Source organism: Alteromonas sp. 1_MG-2023 (assembly GCF_030547075.1).
Taxonomy (GTDB): domain Bacteria; phylum Pseudomonadota; class Gammaproteobacteria; order Enterobacterales; family Alteromonadaceae; genus Alteromonas.
In genome coordinates this window covers 22,951-43,293 of record NZ_JAUOQH010000019.1, presented here as the reverse complement: position 1 = coordinate 43,293, position 20,343 = coordinate 22,951, and the positions used below count along the sequence as shown (strand labels likewise).

Below are 20,343 nucleotides of genomic sequence, written 5' to 3'. Positions count from 1 at the left end.
TGTTATCGTGTTTTATTACACGACAAAGGCGCAACAAGTGAACCTGGTGCGCCTTAACTGCTAAAGTCAGCTCAACTTACGTTGAGCTTATCGCAACAGCTTGCTTACTTTTTATCTTCGTCTTTGACTTCTTCAAACTCAGCGTCAACAACGTCTTCATCGGCTTGGCCAGATGCTTGTTGCTCTGCGCCTTCAGCGCCAGCTTCACCGGCTGCGCCTGCTTGCTGTGCTTGAGCCGCTTCCATCAGCTTGCTAGACGCTTGAATTAGTTCTTGCGTTTTCGCTTCGATTTCCGCTTTATCTTCGCCCTTAACCGCTGTTTCTAGCGCGCTAAGTGCTTCTTCAATTGGCGCTTTATCTTCTGCACTTAGTGCATCGCCAACTTCTTCAAGCTGCTTGCGAGTAGCGTGAATCATGCCGTCAGCTTGGTTACGCGCTTGAATTAGCTCTTCAAACTTAGCATCAGATTCTTTGTTGGCTTCTGCATCAGCAACCATTTTTTCAACTTCTTCATCACTCAAGCCTGAAGACGCTTTAATTGTGATCTTCTGCTCTTTACCTGTGTCTTTATCTTTCGCAGACACATGTAGGATACCATCCGCATCTAGGTCGAAGGTTACTTCGATTTGAGGGGTACCACGAGAAGCAGGGCGAATACCTTCAAGGTTGAACTGACCTAGTGATTTGTTACCGCTAGATTGCTTACGCTCACCTTGTAGTACGTGCACTGTTACCGCAGACTGGTTATCTTCAGCAGTAGAGAACGTTTGCGACTTCTTCGTTGGAATAGTCGTGTTCTTCTCGATAAGTGCTGTCATCACGCCGCCCATGGTTTCGATACCAAGAGACAGTGGCGTTACGTCAAGAAGTAGTACGTCTTTAACGTCACCAGAAAGTACACCACCTTGAATTGCTGCACCTACTGCTACGGCTTCATCAGGGTTAACGTCTTTACGTGGCTCTTTACCGAAGAATTCAGTAACTAGCTTCTGTACCAATGGCATACGTGTTTGACCACCTACCAAGATGATATCTTGGATATCACCTACTGATAGGTCAGAGTCTGCCAATGCTTGCTTAAGCGGGTTAAGCGTGTTTTTAACAAGCTCTTCAACCAAAGACTCAAGTTTTGCACGCGTTAGTTTAATCGCTAAGTGCTTAGGACCTGAACCGTCTGCTGTGATGTACGGCAAGTTAACTTCAGTTTGCTGTGAAGAAGAAAGCTCAATTTTAGCTTTCTCACCAGCTTCTTTAAGACGCTGCATAGCAAGCGGATCTTTACGTAAGTCGATGCCTTGATCTTTCTTGAATTCGTCAACAAGGTAGTTAATTACACGGTTATCGAAATCTTCACCACCAAGGTGAGTATCACCATTAGTTGCTAGTACTTCAAACGTGTGCTCGCCGTCAACTTCATCAATTTCGATGATAGAGATATCGAACGTACCACCACCAAGGTCGTATACCGCAACAACGTTGTCGCCTTGCTTTTTGTCCATACCGTAAGCTAACGCAGCCGCAGTTGGCTCGTTAATAATACGTTTAACTTCTAGACCAGCAATACGACCCGCATCTTTCGTTGCTTGACGCTGTGAATCGTTAAAGTAAGCAGGAACAGTAATTACTGCGCCAGTCACTTCTTCGCCAAGATAATCTTCAGCGGTTTTCTTCATTTTCTTAAGTACTTCAGCAGAAACTTGAGGAGGCGCCATTTTCTCGCCTTTCGCTTCTACCCATGCATCACCGTTGTCTGCACCTACAATTTTGTAAGGCATGATGTCGATGTCGCGTTGTACTTCTTTATCTTGAAAACGACGACCAATTAAGCGTTTAATCGCGAAAAGCGTGTTTTCAGGATTTGTTACCGCTTGGCGCTTAGCAGATTGACCTACTAAAGTTTCGCCGTCGTTTGTGTAAGCAATGATTGATGGCGTTGTACGATCGCCTTCCGCGTTTTCAAGTACGCGAGGTTTGTCGCCGTCTAGCACTGCGACACATGAATTCGTTGTACCTAAATCGATACCAATGATTCTGCCCATTACGTGTCTCCAAAAATTTATTTAATCTACAATTTTAGTGGGGTTATTCCGCACTATTTTCAATAGTTGTCAGTAAAAAAACTGACATTTTTGTGTAATTTAAGCCGCAATGCGTATTTACGCTTGCGTATCTACACCACCGCTAGGCGCTCTCGAAACCATAACCATGGCTGGGCGCAACAAACGGCCATTAATTTGATACCCTTTTTGCATAACCGCCATCACCGTATTTGGTGCGTGGTCTGCACTTTCTTGCATAGACATAGCTTGGTGCAAGTCAGGGTTAAAGGTTTCACCCTGCGGATCAATAAGGCTCAATCCAAATTTCTCAATAGTGCTTAAGAAACTTTTGTGTGTCATTTCCACACCTTCAAGCAACGGCTTAACCGCTTCATTTTCGCCATCGGTTAATTCGATAGCGCGCTCAAGGTTATCAACAACAGGAAGAAGCTCGCCCGCAAAACGCTCTAATGCGAATTTACGTGCTTTTTCTACTTCCATTTCAGCTCGGCGACGGGCGTTTTCCACATCAGCACGGGCACGTAATACGCTATCTTGCTGTTCTTTAATGGTTGCCTGTGCTTCTGAAAGTGCGGTTTCTAGCTCATAGATGCGCTGTGTCGCATCTGATTCAGCTTCTGGTGAAGATTGCTCTTCCTGAATAACTTCAGCATCTTGTACGGTTTCGTCTACGCCAGAAACTTCTTGCTCTGCCTGCACGTCGCGGTTATCGCTCATGCTTTCCTCCAAACGTTAATGTCTATACTGCATAAAACCATGAAAGACTCGTACTCAATCATGGGCAATGTCTGCGTTGGGATTAATTATGGGGCTGCTTTAACCGCCTTCAAGGGTAACCACACTATTTTTATGGTTTGTTTTTAAGTTTTTTAAAATAGATCAATAAATACGAGCTGCACACCCACTCATTGTAAAAAACATGTTAACTTTGACAGGTATTGTATTAGAGAATCTTGATGCTCAGTATTTGGACCGTAGGAACGGTAGTTGCCCTTTATTTGCTCGCATTATTTGCTATTGCCTTCTGGGGCGATAAACGGCTACGTGATAATCAACAACACCCCATTTTGTATAGCTTGGGATTGGGGGTTCACTGTACATCTTGGGCGTTCTTTGGCACGACATCGCAAGCCGCTGAATATGGCTGGGCTTTTATACCTACCTATATGGGTATTATTCTTACCATGGCATTCGCCTTTCCTGTGATATTGCACATAAGCCGGTTATGCCAGCAACATAACATCAGCTCATTGGCCGACTTAATTGGCCTTAAATATCAGCATTCACATCTTATTGCCGCGTTAATCACCTTGCTATGCTTTATCGGTGTTATTCCTTATATTGCCCTGCAGTTAGACGCCATCACAAAAAGCATTAATCTCATTACGCCAGATACTCAGCATTCAACGCAAAACGTGAGTTTATATGTGGCCGGGCTAATGGCTATTTTTGCCATTGTATTTGGCACTCGCACTCTTAATCTTACCGACAAACATCCGGGTTTACTGCTTAGTATTGCGTTCGAATCGGTGGTGAAGCTTGTCGCTTTATGGGTAGTCGGTATATTTGTTTGTTTTTACTTGTTTGATGGCGTGCTTGATTTAGTCACGCAAGCAGCCAGCAACGACGCTGCGCGCAGTGTTATTTATGCCGACAGGGCACCATGGGTATATTTATCCCACGTGCTTTTAGGTGTGTGCTCTATGTTTGTATTACCGCGCCAATTTCACATGAACTTCGTTGAATTAAACGGCGAAGGAGAGCTTCGCACTGCTCGTTGGCTATTTCCCTTGTATTTATTGGGTATGACGGTTTTTCTTATTCCCCTAGCATTGGCGGGTAAAGTGTTACTGCCACAAAGTGTCAATTCCGATGCATATGTATTGGCTCTTCCTTTGTACGCAGAAAATATGTCTGTTTCGATCATCGCTTTTATTGGGGGCCTATCGGCAACCACCAGCATGGTTATTGTGGCAACGCTTGCCCTTGGCATCATGATAGCCAACAACCTAGTGACTCCGTTATGGTTAAAGCTGCGTTTGCGCGCCGAACCCAATCACACCATGCAGCCCAGTAAAATTTTAACTATTCGCCGCCTTACCGTATTGGTGGTGTTGTCGGTGGCTCTTTGGTATCACTTAAATGTTAGCCAATCGGCGCCATTAGTAAAAAGCGGTATTATTGCCATTGCGTTATTAGGCCAGTGCTTACCTGTGCTTATGTTTGGTATATATTGGCAACGAAGCACGAAATCTGCCGCCGTATGTGCGCTGCTAGCCGGCTTTAGTTTTTGGGTAGTGTACTTGTTATACCCCAGCATAATGTCGAGCTATTATTTTAATAGTCCACCTTCTGATGCCGAGCTAGGAATGGGGTTCGCATATTCATTGTTAGCGAACTGCATTACCTTCATTGTGGTTTCTTATATTACTTTTAAGCGCCCGCTTCATGGCATTGAACAGGAAACGCCTACATCACCTGCTTTTGCCATTCGTATTAAAGATTTAACGGCGTTAACCCAGCGTGTACTTGAACCCAGTGTTCACCAAGCGTTAGTGAATCAATTGTCTGTGAGTATCTCCGATGCTAATGCCAATTCTGGTTACGCAAACCATACGCTACTGCAACGCACAGAAAAACTACTCAGCGCTCAAGTAGGCACCCCAAGTGCGCGCATATTGCTAGGGGCTATTACTGAAACTAAAAACGAGACCTTGCCTGAACTGGTAGATTGGGTGGAAGAAGCCTCACAATCTTTTCAGTTTAATCATGAAGTACTGCAATCGTCGGTACAAAATATTGAACAAGGCATTAGCGTATTAGATGAAAAGCTGCAATTACTAGCGTGGAATGAGCGATATATTGAAATGTTCAATTACCCACGGGCTTTCCTTAAAACCGGTATGTCGATTGAAAGTATTCTTGCTTACAACGCTAAGCGAGGATTATTCGGTAACGCTGTAATCAGTAACGACGAAATCAATAAACGTATTGTTTATATGAAAGAAGGCAGCCGGTACAAGTATGTGCGTAAGCAACCCGACGGAAAAGTGATTGAGCTAAATGGCTCGCCCTTGCCTGGCGGCGGATATGTAACAACCTACAGTGACATAACAGAATACATTGCCATTCAAGAAGCCCTTGAGCGCGCTAAATCAGACTTGGAACATCGCGTAGCTGCTCGCACTGAAGAGTTACAACACGCCAAACTAGAAGCCGACAGGGCAAACGAAAGCAAAACGAAGTTTTTAGCCGCAGCGGGGCACGATCTTATGCAGCCCTTTAATGCTGCCACCTTATTTGCCGCCATGCTGGCGCAAAAAACCAAAGGTGGCGAATTGGCAACGCTTTCAGAAGGGGTAGTAAGCTCGCTAAATAGCGCAGAAAGCCTGCTAACCATGTTACTCGATATGACCAAATTAGCGTCGGGTAAGCTTACTGCGCAAACAAGCAACTTTGCACTGGATGACATGCTAGTGCCCCTGGTGCAAGAGTTTAGCGTCATAGCCGCATCTAAAGGTTTAACCTTGCGTTATGTACCCACCCAACTTGTTATCCATTCCGATAAAAACTTGTTACGACGTATCGTGCAAAACTTATTATCGAATGCAATCCGCTACACCACGACTGGCAAGGTGCTAGTTGGTGTAAGACGCAAGTACTCACAATCAGGCCCTAAGCAGCACTTAGAGTCAGCGTCGCCGCTAATTGATATTTGTGTGTACGACACAGGGGCTGGTATTCCGAGCCACCAGCAAAGTGAAATTTTTAATGAATTCCATCAATTAGATGAGCAACAAAACGCCCAAGGTTTGGGGTTAGGATTAACCATTGTAGAACGTATTGGCAGGTTACTACACCACCCTATTTCGCTGGTATCCACAGTTAACAAAGGCAGTAAATTTTGTGTGTCAGTGCCCTGTGTTGGATTTTCGTCTGATAGCAAAAATGTAGAGACCTTAGAGATTTCAAATGCTGGCACAACAAAGCATGAAATAACTGGAAGCGGCAACATTAGCAAAAACGACATTGAAGTGGATCCTAGCAACCAACCGTTGACTAGCAGTAGAGCATTATCACCAACCAGTGCTACAAACCCCACCTCAACTCAGGCAAGAGCAGAGACACAGACAAAGATAAACAAAAAAACAATAGCAAGTAAGCCGTTCTTATCTGGCAGGCGAATACTACTTATAGAAAATGATGCACAAATAGCCCAAGCCATGGAGGCATTGCTTTCAGATTGGGGCGCACTAGTACTCGTTGCCACGAATATCACTGAATCAATACAAGCGTGCCCTACCCCACCAGATTTACTGCTTGTCGACTATCATTTAGATGCTGGTGAAACCGGTACGCAAGCTGTTACTCAGCTTCAAGGTAAGTGGGGACGCAAAGTATCAGGGGTTTTAATTACGGCGAATCGAAGCGAAGGTATTAGAGAGGCAGCCAGTGATTTGGGGCTTTATTATTTGCCTAAGCCTGTTAAACCATTAGCCCTTAAGCGCTTACTTAAAAACGAATTGAAGCTTTGTGATTAGGTTAGTGATTACTTTAGTGATTACTTTAGTGATTACTTTAGTGATTACTTTAGTGATTAGCTTAGTGTTTAGGTTAATGCCGAACTAGAAAAATCAGTGGTCAAATTTCATTGAAAGGATTGGCATATCAATAAATGATTTTATTTATGGACTGGTTTAATTAATAGGATTTTTTAATCAGTAGCTTGAACCTATTCGTGCACAGCCATGGCATGTTTGAAAGCAATACCCGCTTTCGTACGATTAATAACATTCAACTTTCTTAATACTGCTGAAACGTGCTGTTTCACGGTAGACTCGGAAATGTCCAGTTCGTAGGCAATTTGCTTATTAAGCAATCCATCCGCTACCATCCGAAGCACTTTCAATTGGTGAGGTGTGAGCATCGCGAGTTTAACGCTAAAATCGTCAGTCTCAATGTCAACATTGGTGAGGTTCGCTGCCGATTCAGGAAGCCATTGTTCGCCGTCTAGTACACGCTCAACCGCCTCGGCTATGCATTCTATAGATGCCGATTTAGGAATAAAACCGCATGCACCTAAAGAGAGCGCCTTACGAATTAGGTTCGCCTCTTCAAAGGCTGTCACCATGACAACTAAAACATCAGGGTAACGCGCTCGTACCTCAGACAACCCTATCAAGCCATCATTACCCGGCATCTTTACATCCAAAAATACCAAATCAATATCTGGGTTAGCGTCAAGCTGACTGAGGGTTTCATTCAGCGTAGATGCTTGCAGTATATTGGGCCCTACAATGTCGCCAAGGGCTTGGCACATTGCCGCACGAAATAAGGGGTGATCATCTGCAATAAGTACACGTATTTTCATTTTGTTATCTGCCGCACAATTGTAACAATAATGTTAAATACATAATAACACGATAGTTACAAATGCCTAATATTAAAAGGGGCCTATAAAGCGAGGAAACACACTATCTTGATAAAAATAGACACAAATAAGAAAGCCGGAACTCTCATTCCGGCTTTTTTTGTAGAGCTATTTGGTATCGCTATTTGGTATCGCCATTTAGTAGCGCTAATTTATATTTTTCGTCTATCTAGCGATTGCGCTAGCATTTACACTTACTATTTCTCTAGCCAAGTGTGCGAGTTATCGCAAGTTCTCACGACCTAACGCGTCTAAAAACGATAACCTAGCGTAACGTGAACCGTACGTGGGTCGCCATAATAGCCAATTAACGTAGTATCCCCGCCTAAACCTGGCCCAAAGTTGCCGTCTTCGTCTCGGGTAACAAAATCATACCCACCCACCAAGTACTCTTCGTCGGTAAGATTTTTGACATGAAGGCCAGCATACCAGTCGCCTTCTACACTCTCCCAACGCGCACTTAAGTTCACCATACCATAAGCGTCTTGCTCAATAAGGTCGCTGGTTTCAAACAATAAATAATCACCACGATAGTAATAATTAGCGTTAAATGAGATATCACCAAAGCCGGTTTCTAGCAGATAATTTGCGCCTACGTTCAACGTATTTTCGGGCGTGCTAGCTAAACCAATTAGGGGTGGTATTGCGTTGTTTTTCTTAATTTCAAAATCGATATACCCGTAAGCCACATCAAATTGCAAGTTATCAGAAGCAACCCACGTCATTTCTACTTCAGCACCTTTGGCAGCCGTTTCAGCAGCGTTACGTAGTCTTTGATCAAGTGCAGTTGGGTCGCTTAAGTCACCTTCAATACCAATATATTGTCGGTCTGAATGGTCGTACGAGAATAATGTCACATTCAATCGCAATGCATCATTCAAATCGCTTTTCATGCCCACTTCGTAGCTATCAACGATTTCGGGTTCTACGCCAGGCTCATTTACCGTAGCGCGTGGATTGAAGGTGCCCGATTTAAAGCCCTGCGAATAACTCGCAAAAAACATAGTATCGCGACTCATTTGGTATTCCACACCAACTCGCGGCGTAAAGCGCGACCAGCTTTCCACCGCCGCCCCTTCAAATACACCGTCCCCGTCGCTGTCAGTGCCCAGCACCTGCGGAACTAAGTCACCATCAGGGCGAACATAGCCATCGAACCAATCGGTATAAGGGTAAACATTCGCGAAGATTAAGCCGTTATTTACTGTTGCCGATTTTTCTTCGTCTGTGTAGCGGGCACCAAGTGATAGAGAAAGCTTATCGTTAATATCGTAATTAAACTGTGCATAAGCTGCCCAACTTTCTGAGTTGTTACAGCCGCTTACTTCGCGGGTTAAGCCAGACGCGCCTAGCGCCACACCCAATACACCTAACACAGCGTCAAAGTTTCCGCATGACTCACCATCATAAAGATATAAGCCAGATACTAGCGAGTAGCTATTCCCTGTGTAATTGAGCTGTAATTCATGGGTGTCGTTGCTATCGTCATACTCGGCAGGTACATCAAAAATTGGCAATGCCGTATTATCAAAATCGATATTTGTAGGCGAGTAACTCTCGCGGTGCGAACCTATGTATTTAAGTTCTAAATTATCACTTACGTTATATCGAGCTAACCAGTTATATCCTTCAAGTTCTACTTTATTCCAGGTAGGTAAACTGGTGTACGAATCGAACTTTGAATCAGGCACTGGCGCGTCGGTTAAAATACTGGGGATAAGGCGATAACCCCCTTTTGCATTCGAGGTATCTTCGGTTTTATCCCAGCCGAAACGGAAAAATAAATCATCACTAGCGTGTACTTCTAGCGTTAGGCGCGCTGCCCATAAATCTTTGTTGTAGTTTTCTTTATCTTGGCCGTCTAATGCGCTAACTAAATATTCACCAAAACCATCGCGATTTAAGTTGGCGTAGCCTACGCCCAAATACACAGTATCTTCTACTAATGGAATTTGCCCGGTAACTTTTAGATCACGCTGGCTATAACTACCAAGCGTAGCTTGTACATTTAACTGGGTTTCCCCTGACATCTCTTTGGTGACATATTTAACCGCCCCACCAATCGTATTTTTGCCATAAAGCGTGCCCTGCGGCCCTCGTAATACCTCTATGCGCTGTACATCTAATAAATCGAGTACCGCACCTTGTGGGCGAGCTATGTAAACATCGTCAACGTAAATCCCTACACCAGGCTCGTATCCCCAAAGCGGATCTTGCTGACCTAAACCACGAATAAACGCCGTTAACGTAGAGTTCGTGCCACGGCTGGTTTGCAATGTAGTGTTAGGTGAAAACTGCTGAACTTCAGTGAGTACGCTAATGCCCTTTTCAGCTAATTCAACCGCCCCAATTGAGGTGATAGCCACAGGGGTTTCCTGTAGCGATTCAACGGTTTTTCGTGCGGTAACTTCAATACGTTCTAGCTTGCCTTTATCGTCTGCATCAGCGTCTTGAGCGAAAGTAGTGGGTGAAATTAACAGTGCGCTCGCAACAGCAGCTGCACAGATAGAGCGAGGGTAACGCTGCATGTGTGTAGTGAGTGACATAATGTGTCCTTTTTAGTTCTAAATTATCGTTACTGTCGGATGTAATGCCTGCGGTCGAACTTTACTCTAGGTAATTTTACCCTTGCCGTATGTAGTACCATCGTACTATGGGAATTTTGCGCCACTACCGCCACACTTTAGCCCTAGGACATGACTTCACCAATCATTAACTGATATAAAAAAGCCATGACTTACAGCTACATAAACGCAAGATAAACATAAACTTAACTGTTCTGGAGAATCTGCGGTCACAGATTTCTAAGGAAAAATAATGATGTTAAGTATGATTGGTCTGGTAGGCGGACTCGTATTATTAATAGTGTTAACCATTCGGGGAATGAACCTTTTCATTGCAGCCCCCTTATGTGCACTGGTTGTGGCGTTAACCAACGGCATGTCTGTTTTTATTGGTGATATAAATTTTGTGGAAACCTACATGAGTGGGTTTTCAGGCTTTATCGCCGCATGGTTTTTTATGTTTTTGCTTGGTGCTTTATTTGGCAAATTCATGGAAGACAGTGGCGCAGCCGATTCCGTCTCTCGTTGGATAATACAACGTATTGGTTACAAACAAGCTGTGTTAGCAGTGGTGCTTGCTTGCGCTATTTTAACTTACGGGGGCGTAAGCGTTTTTGTTGTCGCCTTCTCGGTTTATCCTATGGCAGTAAGCTTATTTAAAGATGCGAACTTGCCGCGCCGTTTCATACCCGCCGCCATGGCATTCGGCTCGGTCACCTTTACCATGACCTCTGCCGGCTCGCCAGAAATCCAAAATTGGATCCCCATTAAGTATTTAGGCACCTCGCCCTTTGCTGCATGGGAAGTTAGCTTAGTGGTTGCTATTTTCATGGCAGTGCTTGGCTACTGGTGGTTGGCAAAAATGATCCGCAAAGCGATAGCCAATGGCGAAGAATTTGAAGCGCGAATTACCGACCCTGAAATACGCGAACGTGACTACCCTCACCCACTTACCGGCATTATTCCATTGCTTGTGGTGCTATGTATTTCCTTCTTTTTACACGAAGCACTAGCACAACTTGCGCTTATTGTAGCCTTAGGGGGAGGTGTGCTTACCTTGCTAATAATAAACCATGCCCACTTTCACAATTTACAAGCGGCGATTAACACCGGCACAACCGGCGCGCTGGTAGCCATTGGCAATACTGCGGCCGTGGTAGGGTTTGGTTCAATCGCCAAAAACACAGAGGCATTTCAGCAAACGGTAACGTTAATGACGCAAATTCCTGGCAACGAGTTAATTGGCGCTGCTATTGCGATTAGTGTAATAGCAGGCTTAACCGGTTCGGCATCTGGCGGGCAAGCCATTGCGCTGCCATTACTTGCACCGCATTATCTCGACCAAGGTGTGCAACCAGAACAATTACACCGTATTGTTTCAATCTCTTCAGGTGCGCTAGATTCACTGCCTCATAACGGGTATGTTGTCACCACAATTCGCGCCATATGCCATGAAACTCATAAGGCTGCCTACGGTGCAGTCGCAGCATTAACCGTAGTCGTACCGGTTATAGGGCTAGCCCTTGCAATTGGCTTATTCAGCGTGTTTTAGACAAGGATTTCCATGAGACTAAAAATAGCTTTTTTATATTGTACTTTGCTGGCATTGCCGTTGATTACTACAACCGCGTGCAGTGCCAATTCAGCAAATTTAGCTAATTTAGCTAATTCAGCATCAACTGAATCAGCGGAGTTTATCGCCACAACTAATGGGGCAAGTACTGCTGATACAAGCGCAGTAGATAAAAATAATTTTGATGCAACTGACATAGAAACACATCAACCAACACTGGTTACGAAGAAAGAAACGTTCTCAATAGAAAGCTTCACCACATTTGGTGGCAAAACCATTAACAACGTGAAAGTGGGTTGGGAAGCCTATGGCCAATTAAATGCAGACAAGAGCAACGTTATTCTTATTACTCACCATTTTTCGGGCACATCCCATGCGGCAGGTGTATATGAAAGCTCTATGGAAGATACAAACCCTAACATAGGATACTGGGACGCGTTAATTGGCTCTGGCAAAGCCATTGATACCGATATCTATTACGTTGTCAGTGTAGACAGTTTAGTGAATTTAAACGCTTATGATGACCACGTTATTACTACCGGCCCAGCGACTATCAACTCAGAAACCGGTAAGCCGTGGGGGCTAGAATTCCCCGTGGTGACAATCCGCGACTTCGTTAATGTACAAAAGGCGCTACTGGAAAGCTTGGGCGTTCAGAAACTTCATGCTGTGATTGGCCCTTCTATGGGGTCGATGCAGGCTATCGATTGGGCCAGTGCTTACCCCGACTGGGTGCCAAGAATGATATCGGTTATTGGCTCGGGTGAAAGCGATGCGTGGACAACCGCCGCACTCTCACACTGGGCGATGCCTATTCGGCTAGATGCTAATTGGAATAAAGGCAGCTACTCTCGACATAACGAACCCGCTGAAGGGCTAGTGGCGTCTTTAATGATGATCACCCAACATGCCTTGTACCCTACGTATTTTAACCAACAAGGTAATAAACTAGGTTATCAAGCCGTGGAGCAAGCGCCGCTAGAGAACATTAACGCTCAGCACTCTATTGTGAAATGGTTAGAAAGCCGTGCTCGTCAGCGCGCTAAAAAAATGGATGCAAACCACCTTCTTTATTTGGTACGCGCCTGCCAATTGTTTGTAGCAGGTCATGGTAATAGCTTGAAAGCAGGGCTTGAAAATATTCAAGCTGAAACCTTGTTCTTGCCGGCATCCACCGATTTGTTACTTATGCCTTATTTAGCCGAGTCGGCTCACAATCAACTCAAGGGCTTAGGGAAAAACAGCGAACTGGAAACACTGAATGGCCCCTTCGGACACCTTGAAGGGGTAGTAAACGTGCAAGCCGAAGGGGAGCGTATTGCCGCTTTTCTTTCAAGCGCTTTATAAATACTAAGAAATGAACCGTTTAAATAAGTGCAATGCTTAGCGGCAAAGTAAGCATTTAACTGTAGGAACCTGTTATGAAAACAACTTATAAAATACTGGCCAGTGTTTGTGCTTTATACAGTAGCGTTGCGTTATCTAACTCAGCTAATGCAGCCAATGGCCTACCACCGCTGAACCTTGATGTAGAGCGAGTTACCGTATCTGGCCTTTCCTCTGGCGGATACATGGCCACGCAATTTCATATAGCACACAGTGATTGGGTAAAAGGCGCAGGCATTATTGCTGCAGGGCCCTATTATTGTGCGCAAAATGATATTACTACGGCATTGAACCAATGCGTAAATAAGGTAGATACGCCAATAAATCTAGATGCTCTTTCAAGCGTAGCTGTAGACTATGCGACCGAAGGCAGCATTGCGCCTTTAACAGGCCTTAAAGATGCCAAAGTATGGTTATTTCACGGCACTAACGACGTACGTGTAACGGCACAAGCCAGCGATTTACTGTACCGCCAATACCAAAATTGGACAGACACTCAAAATATTGTGTACGTGAACGACCAAAGCGCAGCACACCACTTCCCTACTTTGAAGGAAGGCAGTAATTGCAGCGTTTCAGAAAGCCCTTTTATTGGTAATTGTAATTACGATGCAGCGGGCAATATGTTAAATCACCTGTTACCCAACTTAACGGCACCCGACGACACCGTTTCAGGCAAGGTTTACACTATTTCTCAGCATAAGCTTTCAGGCAGCAATGGCGAAACCTTGGCAGAAAAAGGGTTTGTTTTTGTACCCGAAAACTGTGCAGAAGGTGAATCCTGCAGCTTACATATAAGCTTTCATGGATGTAATCAATATGCCGAAGCCGTAGGCGATAGCTATATAACAGAAACTGGTATCAATAAATGGGCCGATGATAACAATATCGTTGTGCTATACCCGCAAACTAAAAAGTCGTTGTTTATGCCTTTAAACCCCCAAGGTTGCTGGGATTGGTGGGGATACTCTTCAGATGACTATGCAAATCGAAAAGGCGCGCAGATTTCTGCTGTTACCAATATGATTAAAGGCATAAATACAGGCGCTACCAATAAAACAACGATGAATACAGGAACTGTAAATAATGACTAAGCGAACCGTATTTATAACTGGTGGTGCTAGCGGTATTGGCTTTGGTATAGCACAAGCAATGTCGAAAGCAGGGCATCATGTGATTATTGCCGATATTAACGAACAAGCTGCACAGCGCGCTGCGAGCGATATTCTAAAAGAAGGTGGTAGTGCAAGTGCTATTCAGGTTGATGTATGCAATGTTCAGCAAGTGGCGGCTTTACCCGACTTGCTCGAGGGGCAAAAAGTAGATGTATTGATTAATAACGCGGGCATTCAACACGTATCACGCATTGAAGATTTTCCGCCCGAGAAGTGGCAGCAATTAATTAATATAATGCTAGTTGGCCCCGCGCTTTTAACCCAAGCTTTTTTACCTGGCATGCGAGAGCAAAACTTTGGCCGAATTATCAACATTGGTTCAATTCACTCCCTAGTGGCCTCCCCTTATAAATCGGCTTACGTTGCAGCAAAACATGGCCTACTGGGGTTTGCAAAAACTATCGCCCTTGAAACCGGCGACTGTGATGTCACTATCAATACCCTTTGCCCAGCCTATGTAAAAACGCCGTTAGTTGAAAAACAAATTGCCTCACAAGCTAGAGAGAACAACCTCACAGAAGAAGAAGTAATAAACAAAATAATGCTAGAGCCCATGCCTAAGAAACAATTCATTAGCGTAGAGGAATTGTCTGGTACAGCAGCATTTTTAATGTCGGATAGTGCACGTAATATTACCGGCCAAACTATGGTGCTTGATGGGGGCTGGACGGCACGATAAACCTTACGCTAAGGCTTTCCATTCATAAAATAACTGTGCTAATGTCCTGACATCAGTAAGGAAAACACATTAGCACTACATGTCCTATCAAACCGTTGCTTTAATTGGCAAACCTCAACACGCTGCTACCCACGACAGCTTAAATCTTTTGGCCCAATACCTCACTGCAAAAGGCTGTGACTTATTGGTTGAAGAAAGCATTTCAAAAGAATTAGAAAGCGATAATCACCGAGCTTGTAACTTAGTTACCATTGGTAAAGAAGCCGACCTTGCCGTCGTGGTAGGCGGTGACGGCAGTATGCTAGGTGCAGCAAGGGTGCTAGCCCGCTTTGATATTCATGTAGTGGGGGTAAATAGAGGCAATTTAGGCTTTTTAACCGATATTCACCCAGATGACATTGTTCAGCAACTCGACCTTATTTTTGAAGGTGAATGCGTGGTGGAAAAACGCTTTTTGTTAGACGTAGGCGTGTATCGCCACGAAAAGCTAAAAAGTAGCAGTTCCGCAGTAAACGAAGTGGTACTTCACCACGGTAAAGTTGCACACATGATGGAATTTGAAATTTACATTGATGAGCAATTTGTATTCAGCCAACGCTCAGACGGGCTAATTGTAGCTACCCCTACCGGCTCTACTGCTTATTCACTATCCGCTGGCGGGCCTATTATCATGCCAAAGCTCGATGCATTAACCTTAGTGCCTATGTTTCCACACACATTAAGCAGCAGGCCAATTGTAGTCGATGCCGACAGCCAAGTGTCGATGAAGGTATCAAAGGTTAACAGCGACTCATTGCAAATCAGCTGCGACAGTCACATTGTTCTCCCCGTACTTCCAGGCGATGAAATACGCATTAATAAAAGTGAAGATAAACTTTATTTAGTGCATCCAAAGGGTTACAGCTACTTTAACGTGTTACGTAAAAAATTAGGCTGGGGTAGTAAGCTTTATTAGATGTAATGCAAAGAGGTGCTAAGCGCTGCATATAGTGAATTAATTTTAGCCAACCTCTTTACATGCGTAAAATACTGTATATATTTACACGCACTGTATAAACATCGAGTATAGTTATGTTAGCGCATCTTTCTATTAGTAACTTTGCAGTGGTTAAGCAACTTTCAGTTAATCTTGAAAAGGGGCTCACTGCCATCACTGGGGAAACCGGTGCCGGTAAATCTATTGCCATTGATGCTTTAAGCTTATGCCTAGGCGAGCGGGCTGATGCCAACGCCGTACGAAGCACTGCGTCTAAAGCTGAAATCATTGCTCATTTTGCATTGGCAACCAATGCTAATGCAAAGCGCTATCTCGATGAACACGAACTTACCTCAGACGAGGATGAAAACAGCTGTTTCATTCGCAGAGTCATTTCAAAAGAAGGCCGCTCAAAAGCTTTTATTAATGGTATTCCCGCTTCACTACAACAATTAAAGGGCTTAGGTCAGCACCTGCTTGCGATACATGGCCAGAATACGCACCTTCAGCTTTTAAAAGAAGATTATCAACGTCAGCTTGTTGATACTGTAGGTAACCACAAAGACAGCCTCTCAAATGTAAAGCAGCACTACGCCTTATGGCGTGAAAAGCAAAAAATGTTGAGCGAACTGCAAGCGCAAGCGCAGCAACGTGAAGACAGATTACAGTTGCTTACTTATCAGGTTAGAGAGCTAGACGAATTCGCCTTAGAAGACGGTGAGTTTTCAGAACTTGAAACTGAACATAAGCGCCTAAGTAATGGCCAAAGCCTATTAGAACAAGCACAAACTAGCTTTTACCATTTGTATGAAAGTGATGAAGGCAACGCACTGTCTATACTTCAAAATAGTATAGACCGTTTGGGTGAGCTTGAATCCCATGATGCCAGCTTGAGCCCTATTCTAGTTTTGTTAAATGAGGCAGCCATTCAAGTTGAAGAAGCTGCCGGGGAATTGCGCCATTATTGCGACGATTTAGAGATAGACCCTCTTCGTTTACAACAAGTAGAAGCGCGCTATGCAAAAGCAATGGAGTTAGCCCGTAAGCACAGCGTTATGCCAGAAGAATTATTTGCGCATCACCAAACCCTGGCTAGTGAGTTTGCTTCGTTGGGCGATCAAGAGTCTTTGTTAACCACGTTAGAAGATGAAGTAGATGAACTTAAAGCACAATACCTTAGCGAAACGAAAGTGTTATCTGAATGCAGATTAAAAGCGGCCAATTATTTAGCAAGTGAAATTGAGACACAAATTCATCAGATGAACATGCCTCATGCAAAAGTTGCCATTGAGGTAAACTACGATGAGTTTAAAAAGCCCTCTGCCTTGGGCCAAGATACGGTAGAAATTAAAGTATCAACGAACCCAGGCCAAGCAGCAGACAGACTAGATAAAGTGGTATCTGGTGGTGAACTTTCTAGAATAGGCTTAGCCATTCAAGTTATTGCCAGTGATAATCATGCTACACCTACCATGATTTTTGATGAAGTGGATACTGGGATCAGTGGACCTACCGCGTCAATTGTAGGAGGGCTACTTCGCCGTTTAGGTAAACAGGTTCAAGTCATGTGTGTTACCCATTTACCTCAAGTAGCTGCTCAAGCGCATAACCAGCTTTTTGTTACCAAACTTACTGATGGCGAAAGTACAGAAACACAAATGTTAGCGTTAACAAAACAAGATAGAGTAGATGAGTTAGCGCGCTTGTTAGCTGGTGACAAAGTAACCAAGTCGGCCCTTGCTAACGCAAAAGAGTTATTGAAAAGCGCACAATCGAACTAAAATGCAGTTGATTGGTCATACTTGTCGATGTAGCATGCCTTCGTGCTTACATTAACGCACCCCACCTGCCCTTATGCTGTTGGGTAACGAAGAAAAAGCAATACTGGACTGATTTACGCATGAAGTTGCAACATTTATTAATAATTTTAGGTTTAACCCTTACATCAAGCGCCTGTTCTAACTGGATTTATCGTATTGATGTGCCTCAAGGTAACTTTCTCGATCAGCGAGACGTTTCTAAACTACGCATCGGCATGACTAAAGAACAAGTTATTTATGTACTTGGTAACCCAGTGGTACAAGACTCTTTTGATGACGACACTTGGTACTATGTATACGATATGAAGCGTGGCATGAGAAAACGTGGCGAAGATTTTCAAAAGCAAATGATCATTACTTTTGATGGAGACAAGGTTGCTTCCGTTGAAGGCGATTTTGAACTATCTGAAGATTTTAATACTCCACTAGATAGTTAATATCTCTTTATAACAAGCGTAGGTGCCTGTCTTTATAATTTCAGGTTCCTTGCTTGTTACAGCTAAGAATATCTCCTCTACTTATCTTCTTCCCTTCCTTTTCGCGATAGGAATATATTTATGGAACATGATTTTTGGCACAGTAAGTGGAATAAAAACGAAATTGGTTTCCACGAACCTGAGGGTAATGCACTTTTAGTTAAGCACGCAGATACTCTGCTCTCATCATCTAATCCACGAATATTTGTTCCTTTGTGCGGCAAAACCAAAGATATCCACTGGTTACTATCAAATGGGTGCGATGTCGTTGGCGCCGAGTTAAGTGAAATTGCTATTACTCAATTGTTTAGCGAATTGAATATTGAGCCAGAGGTTACGACCGTAGGTAACCTTAAGCTTTTTAAAAATGGCCCACTAAGTGTTTTTGTCGGTGATATTTTTGAGCTAACCGACGAAACACTGGGTAACGTAACCGGTATTTATGACAGAGCGGCTCTGGTAGCATTACCAAGCGATCTGCGAGAAAAGTATGCAGTTCATATCGCTGATATAACTCAATCCGCGCCAATACTTTTGATAAGCTTCGACTACGATCAAACCGTTATTCCTGGCCCTCCATTTTGTGTTGGTGAGAAAGAAGTAAGTCGCCTTTATAGCGCTACTTACACTATTTCCTTGCTTGAAAGTGAGCCCCTTAAAGGCGGCCTAAAGGGCAAAGTTGCAGCCGACTCGCTAGTATTTAATTTAAAGCCGTAGGTGTAGAGAATAAATCATTAGCGTAGGAATTAAGCCCTCAACGAAAGGTGTAAGCCTTTAGCGCAATAATTGGAGCTAGGGTTAATTCATTAGCATAAAAACTAGGCCTTTAGCACAAGAAATAATCTCTCAGTATAAGGTTTACCGTTATAAGTGACTATAATCTTGGCTAAAGCTTAACGGGCAATAACTAACGTGAAGTGATGGAGATAAGCTGCTCCAAACCAAATAGTAACGCCCCAATTAGCCCCCCGACTAAGGTGCCATTAATTCTTACCTTTTGAAGGTCGCGACCAATATTCAACTCAATCTGCTCAGCCATCTCTCTTTCATCCCAGCTATTGATAGTATCTTCAATATGTTTGGTTAGGAAATTGGCTAACTCCGGCGCCATATACTTTCCAGCCTCGCCGATATGACGGTCAAATGCATTCGATAAGCGGTCATCTGTATTTAAAGAATGACCAAGTTCATGCAACCAGTGTGTGATTTTAACTTGTGCCTTACCATCTTCCGCCGTTAAAGATTCAAGCATGCGCCCATGTAATAAAACCCAACTCTTATTTAAAAACGCTTTGAGGGCAGGATCATGGACCAGTTGCGCTTTATAATTGTTAATACGCTGCGCCATTGATTCACTAGTTTGCAGTTCGTGTAAGAAGTCATTAACCTGCTCATCAAATGCGTGTCTTAACGGATGATTATCATCGGCATACACATCATCTAGTACACGAGCAACCGCTTTAACGGCAATAAGCGCACCCCGTTCACTTAGCCAAGTTGAAGGGAGTAATTTTTCTAAGCGGTTATGTTCGGTTTTGAGCCAGTCAACCAATGTTGCTGCTATATATTCCTGAGTTTCTGGTTCACCGATCAAATTAGCTAGGTTGCCTAACAGCTTATCAAGAACCAGCTGATGGTGACCTTCTCGGGTAATACTGGTCAATACCGTGGCTATTAGTTGCTGTAAATCGAGCTGATTAATTCCCTTTTCTGCAGTCTTACCAATAAATGCCTTCACCGGTTTGTCGTCCACTAGACGAAGAATGCCAGCAAGCGCATCACATAAAAAACGGCTTAATTTTTTTGCATGCTGAGGGTCTTCCAACCATCGCCCTGCCCCTTTGGCAGGCTGACTAGATGCAATTAGGTTTTCAATGGCACTCGCGTGAAAGAACTTATCTTTTACAAATAACGACAGATTTTGCGCTATTACTTTTTTATTGCTGGCTACAATATTGGTGTGCGGAATGGGATATCGTGCGGGTATAGGCTTAAATAACGCCGTTACCGCAAACCAATCCGCGAGTCCGCCAACTAACGCAGCCTCGCTGGCCATCTTAATAAGCCCAAGCCACTTAGCATTTGATAAACCGGGTGCGTATACTTGGGTGACAATAGCTGCAACAAAAACACCCGCGGCTATCAGCAAACAAATCAATGCATTTTGTTTTGCTCGCTTTAACTGCAAATACTTGTCGTGCAT

The 20,343-nt window shown here is 43.9% G+C and carries 14 protein-coding genes; 9 read left to right on the top strand and 5 right to left on the bottom strand.

Annotated features, from left to right (window positions below):
* Positions 1 to 104: 104 nt before the first annotated feature.
* Complete coding sequence (dnaK, locus tag Q4561_RS16970; protein ID WP_303462276.1) at positions 105 to 2,039, bottom strand: molecular chaperone DnaK; 1,935 nt, start codon at positions 2,037 to 2,039, stop codon at positions 105 to 107.
* Between the two features lie 117 nt (positions 2,040 to 2,156).
* Complete coding sequence (grpE, locus tag Q4561_RS16965) at positions 2,157 to 2,777, bottom strand: nucleotide exchange factor GrpE (protein WP_061997514.1); 621 nt, start codon at positions 2,775 to 2,777, stop codon at positions 2,157 to 2,159.
* Between the two features lie 239 nt (positions 2,778 to 3,016).
* Between grpE and Q4561_RS16960 the strand changes: the two genes are divergently transcribed.
* Positions 3,017 to 6,601 carry a PAS-domain containing protein gene (locus Q4561_RS16960; RefSeq protein WP_303462273.1) on the top strand — a complete coding sequence of 1,195 codons (3,585 nt, stop codon included), beginning with the start codon at positions 3,017 to 3,019 and terminating at the stop codon, positions 6,599 to 6,601.
* 191 nt (positions 6,602 to 6,792) lie between these two features.
* Here the strand turns inward: Q4561_RS16960 and Q4561_RS16955 are convergent, their stop codons facing one another.
* Both Q4561_RS16955 and Q4561_RS16950 read right to left on the bottom strand, forming a co-directional pair.
* Positions 6,793 to 7,431 carry a response regulator transcription factor gene (locus Q4561_RS16955; RefSeq protein ID WP_303462272.1) on the bottom strand — a complete coding sequence of 213 codons (639 nt, stop codon included), beginning with the start codon at positions 7,429 to 7,431 and terminating at the stop codon, positions 6,793 to 6,795.
* Positions 7,432 to 7,742: 311 nt separating this feature from the next.
* Positions 7,743 to 10,037 carry a TonB-dependent receptor gene (locus Q4561_RS16950; protein ID WP_303462270.1) on the bottom strand — a complete coding sequence of 765 codons (2,295 nt, stop codon included), beginning with the start codon at positions 10,035 to 10,037 and terminating at the stop codon, positions 7,743 to 7,745.
* 274 nt (positions 10,038 to 10,311) lie between these two features.
* Between Q4561_RS16950 and Q4561_RS16945 the strand changes: the two genes are divergently transcribed.
* The 8 genes from Q4561_RS16945 to tmpT all read left to right on the top strand — a co-directional run bounded on the left by Q4561_RS16945 (position 10,312) and on the right by tmpT (position 18,857).
* Positions 10,312 to 11,607 (top strand): GntP family permease, encoded by a 1,296-nt coding sequence (locus Q4561_RS16945; protein WP_303462327.1) that lies wholly within the window; start codon positions 10,312 to 10,314, stop codon positions 11,605 to 11,607.
* A gap of 12 nt (positions 11,608 to 11,619) precedes the next feature.
* The gene (locus Q4561_RS16940) at positions 11,620 to 12,975 is read left to right on the top strand and encodes a homoserine O-acetyltransferase (protein WP_303462268.1); all 1,356 of its coding nucleotides are present in this window, start codon (positions 11,620 to 11,622) and stop codon (positions 12,973 to 12,975) included.
* Positions 12,976 to 13,049: 74 nt separating this feature from the next.
* The gene (locus Q4561_RS16935; RefSeq protein WP_303462266.1) at positions 13,050 to 14,108 is read left to right on the top strand and encodes a PHB depolymerase family esterase; all 1,059 of its coding nucleotides are present in this window, start codon (positions 13,050 to 13,052) and stop codon (positions 14,106 to 14,108) included.
* A complete protein-coding gene (locus Q4561_RS16930; protein WP_303462264.1) occupies positions 14,101 to 14,868 on the top strand; it encodes a 3-hydroxybutyrate dehydrogenase in 768 nt (255 codons plus the stop codon). The genes Q4561_RS16935 and Q4561_RS16930 overlap by 8 nt, the downstream gene beginning before the upstream one ends.
* 79 nt (positions 14,869 to 14,947) lie before the next feature.
* Positions 14,948 to 15,823, top strand: a complete 876-nt coding sequence (gene nadK / locus Q4561_RS16925) for an NAD(+) kinase (RefSeq protein ID WP_303462262.1) — start codon at positions 14,948 to 14,950, stop codon at positions 15,821 to 15,823.
* A 116-nt stretch (positions 15,824 to 15,939) separates the two neighbouring features.
* A complete protein-coding gene (recN, locus tag Q4561_RS16920; RefSeq protein WP_303462260.1) occupies positions 15,940 to 17,625 on the top strand; it encodes a DNA repair protein RecN in 1,686 nt (561 codons plus the stop codon).
* 119 nt (positions 17,626 to 17,744) lie between these two features.
* Entirely contained in the window at positions 17,745 to 18,101 is a 357-nt protein-coding gene (locus Q4561_RS16915; protein WP_303462258.1) for an outer membrane protein assembly factor BamE, read from the top strand.
* Positions 18,102 to 18,221: 120 nt separating this feature from the next.
* Positions 18,222 to 18,857 carry a thiopurine S-methyltransferase gene (gene tmpT, locus Q4561_RS16910; protein WP_303462256.1) on the top strand — a complete coding sequence of 212 codons (636 nt, stop codon included), beginning with the start codon at positions 18,222 to 18,224 and terminating at the stop codon, positions 18,855 to 18,857.
* 190 nt (positions 18,858 to 19,047) lie between these two features.
* On the opposite strand, the gene Q4561_RS16905 is transcribed toward tmpT, so the two are convergent.
* The gene (locus tag Q4561_RS16905) at positions 19,048 to 20,343 is read right to left on the bottom strand and encodes a DUF445 domain-containing protein (RefSeq protein WP_303462254.1); all 1,296 of its coding nucleotides are present in this window, start codon (positions 20,341 to 20,343) and stop codon (positions 19,048 to 19,050) included.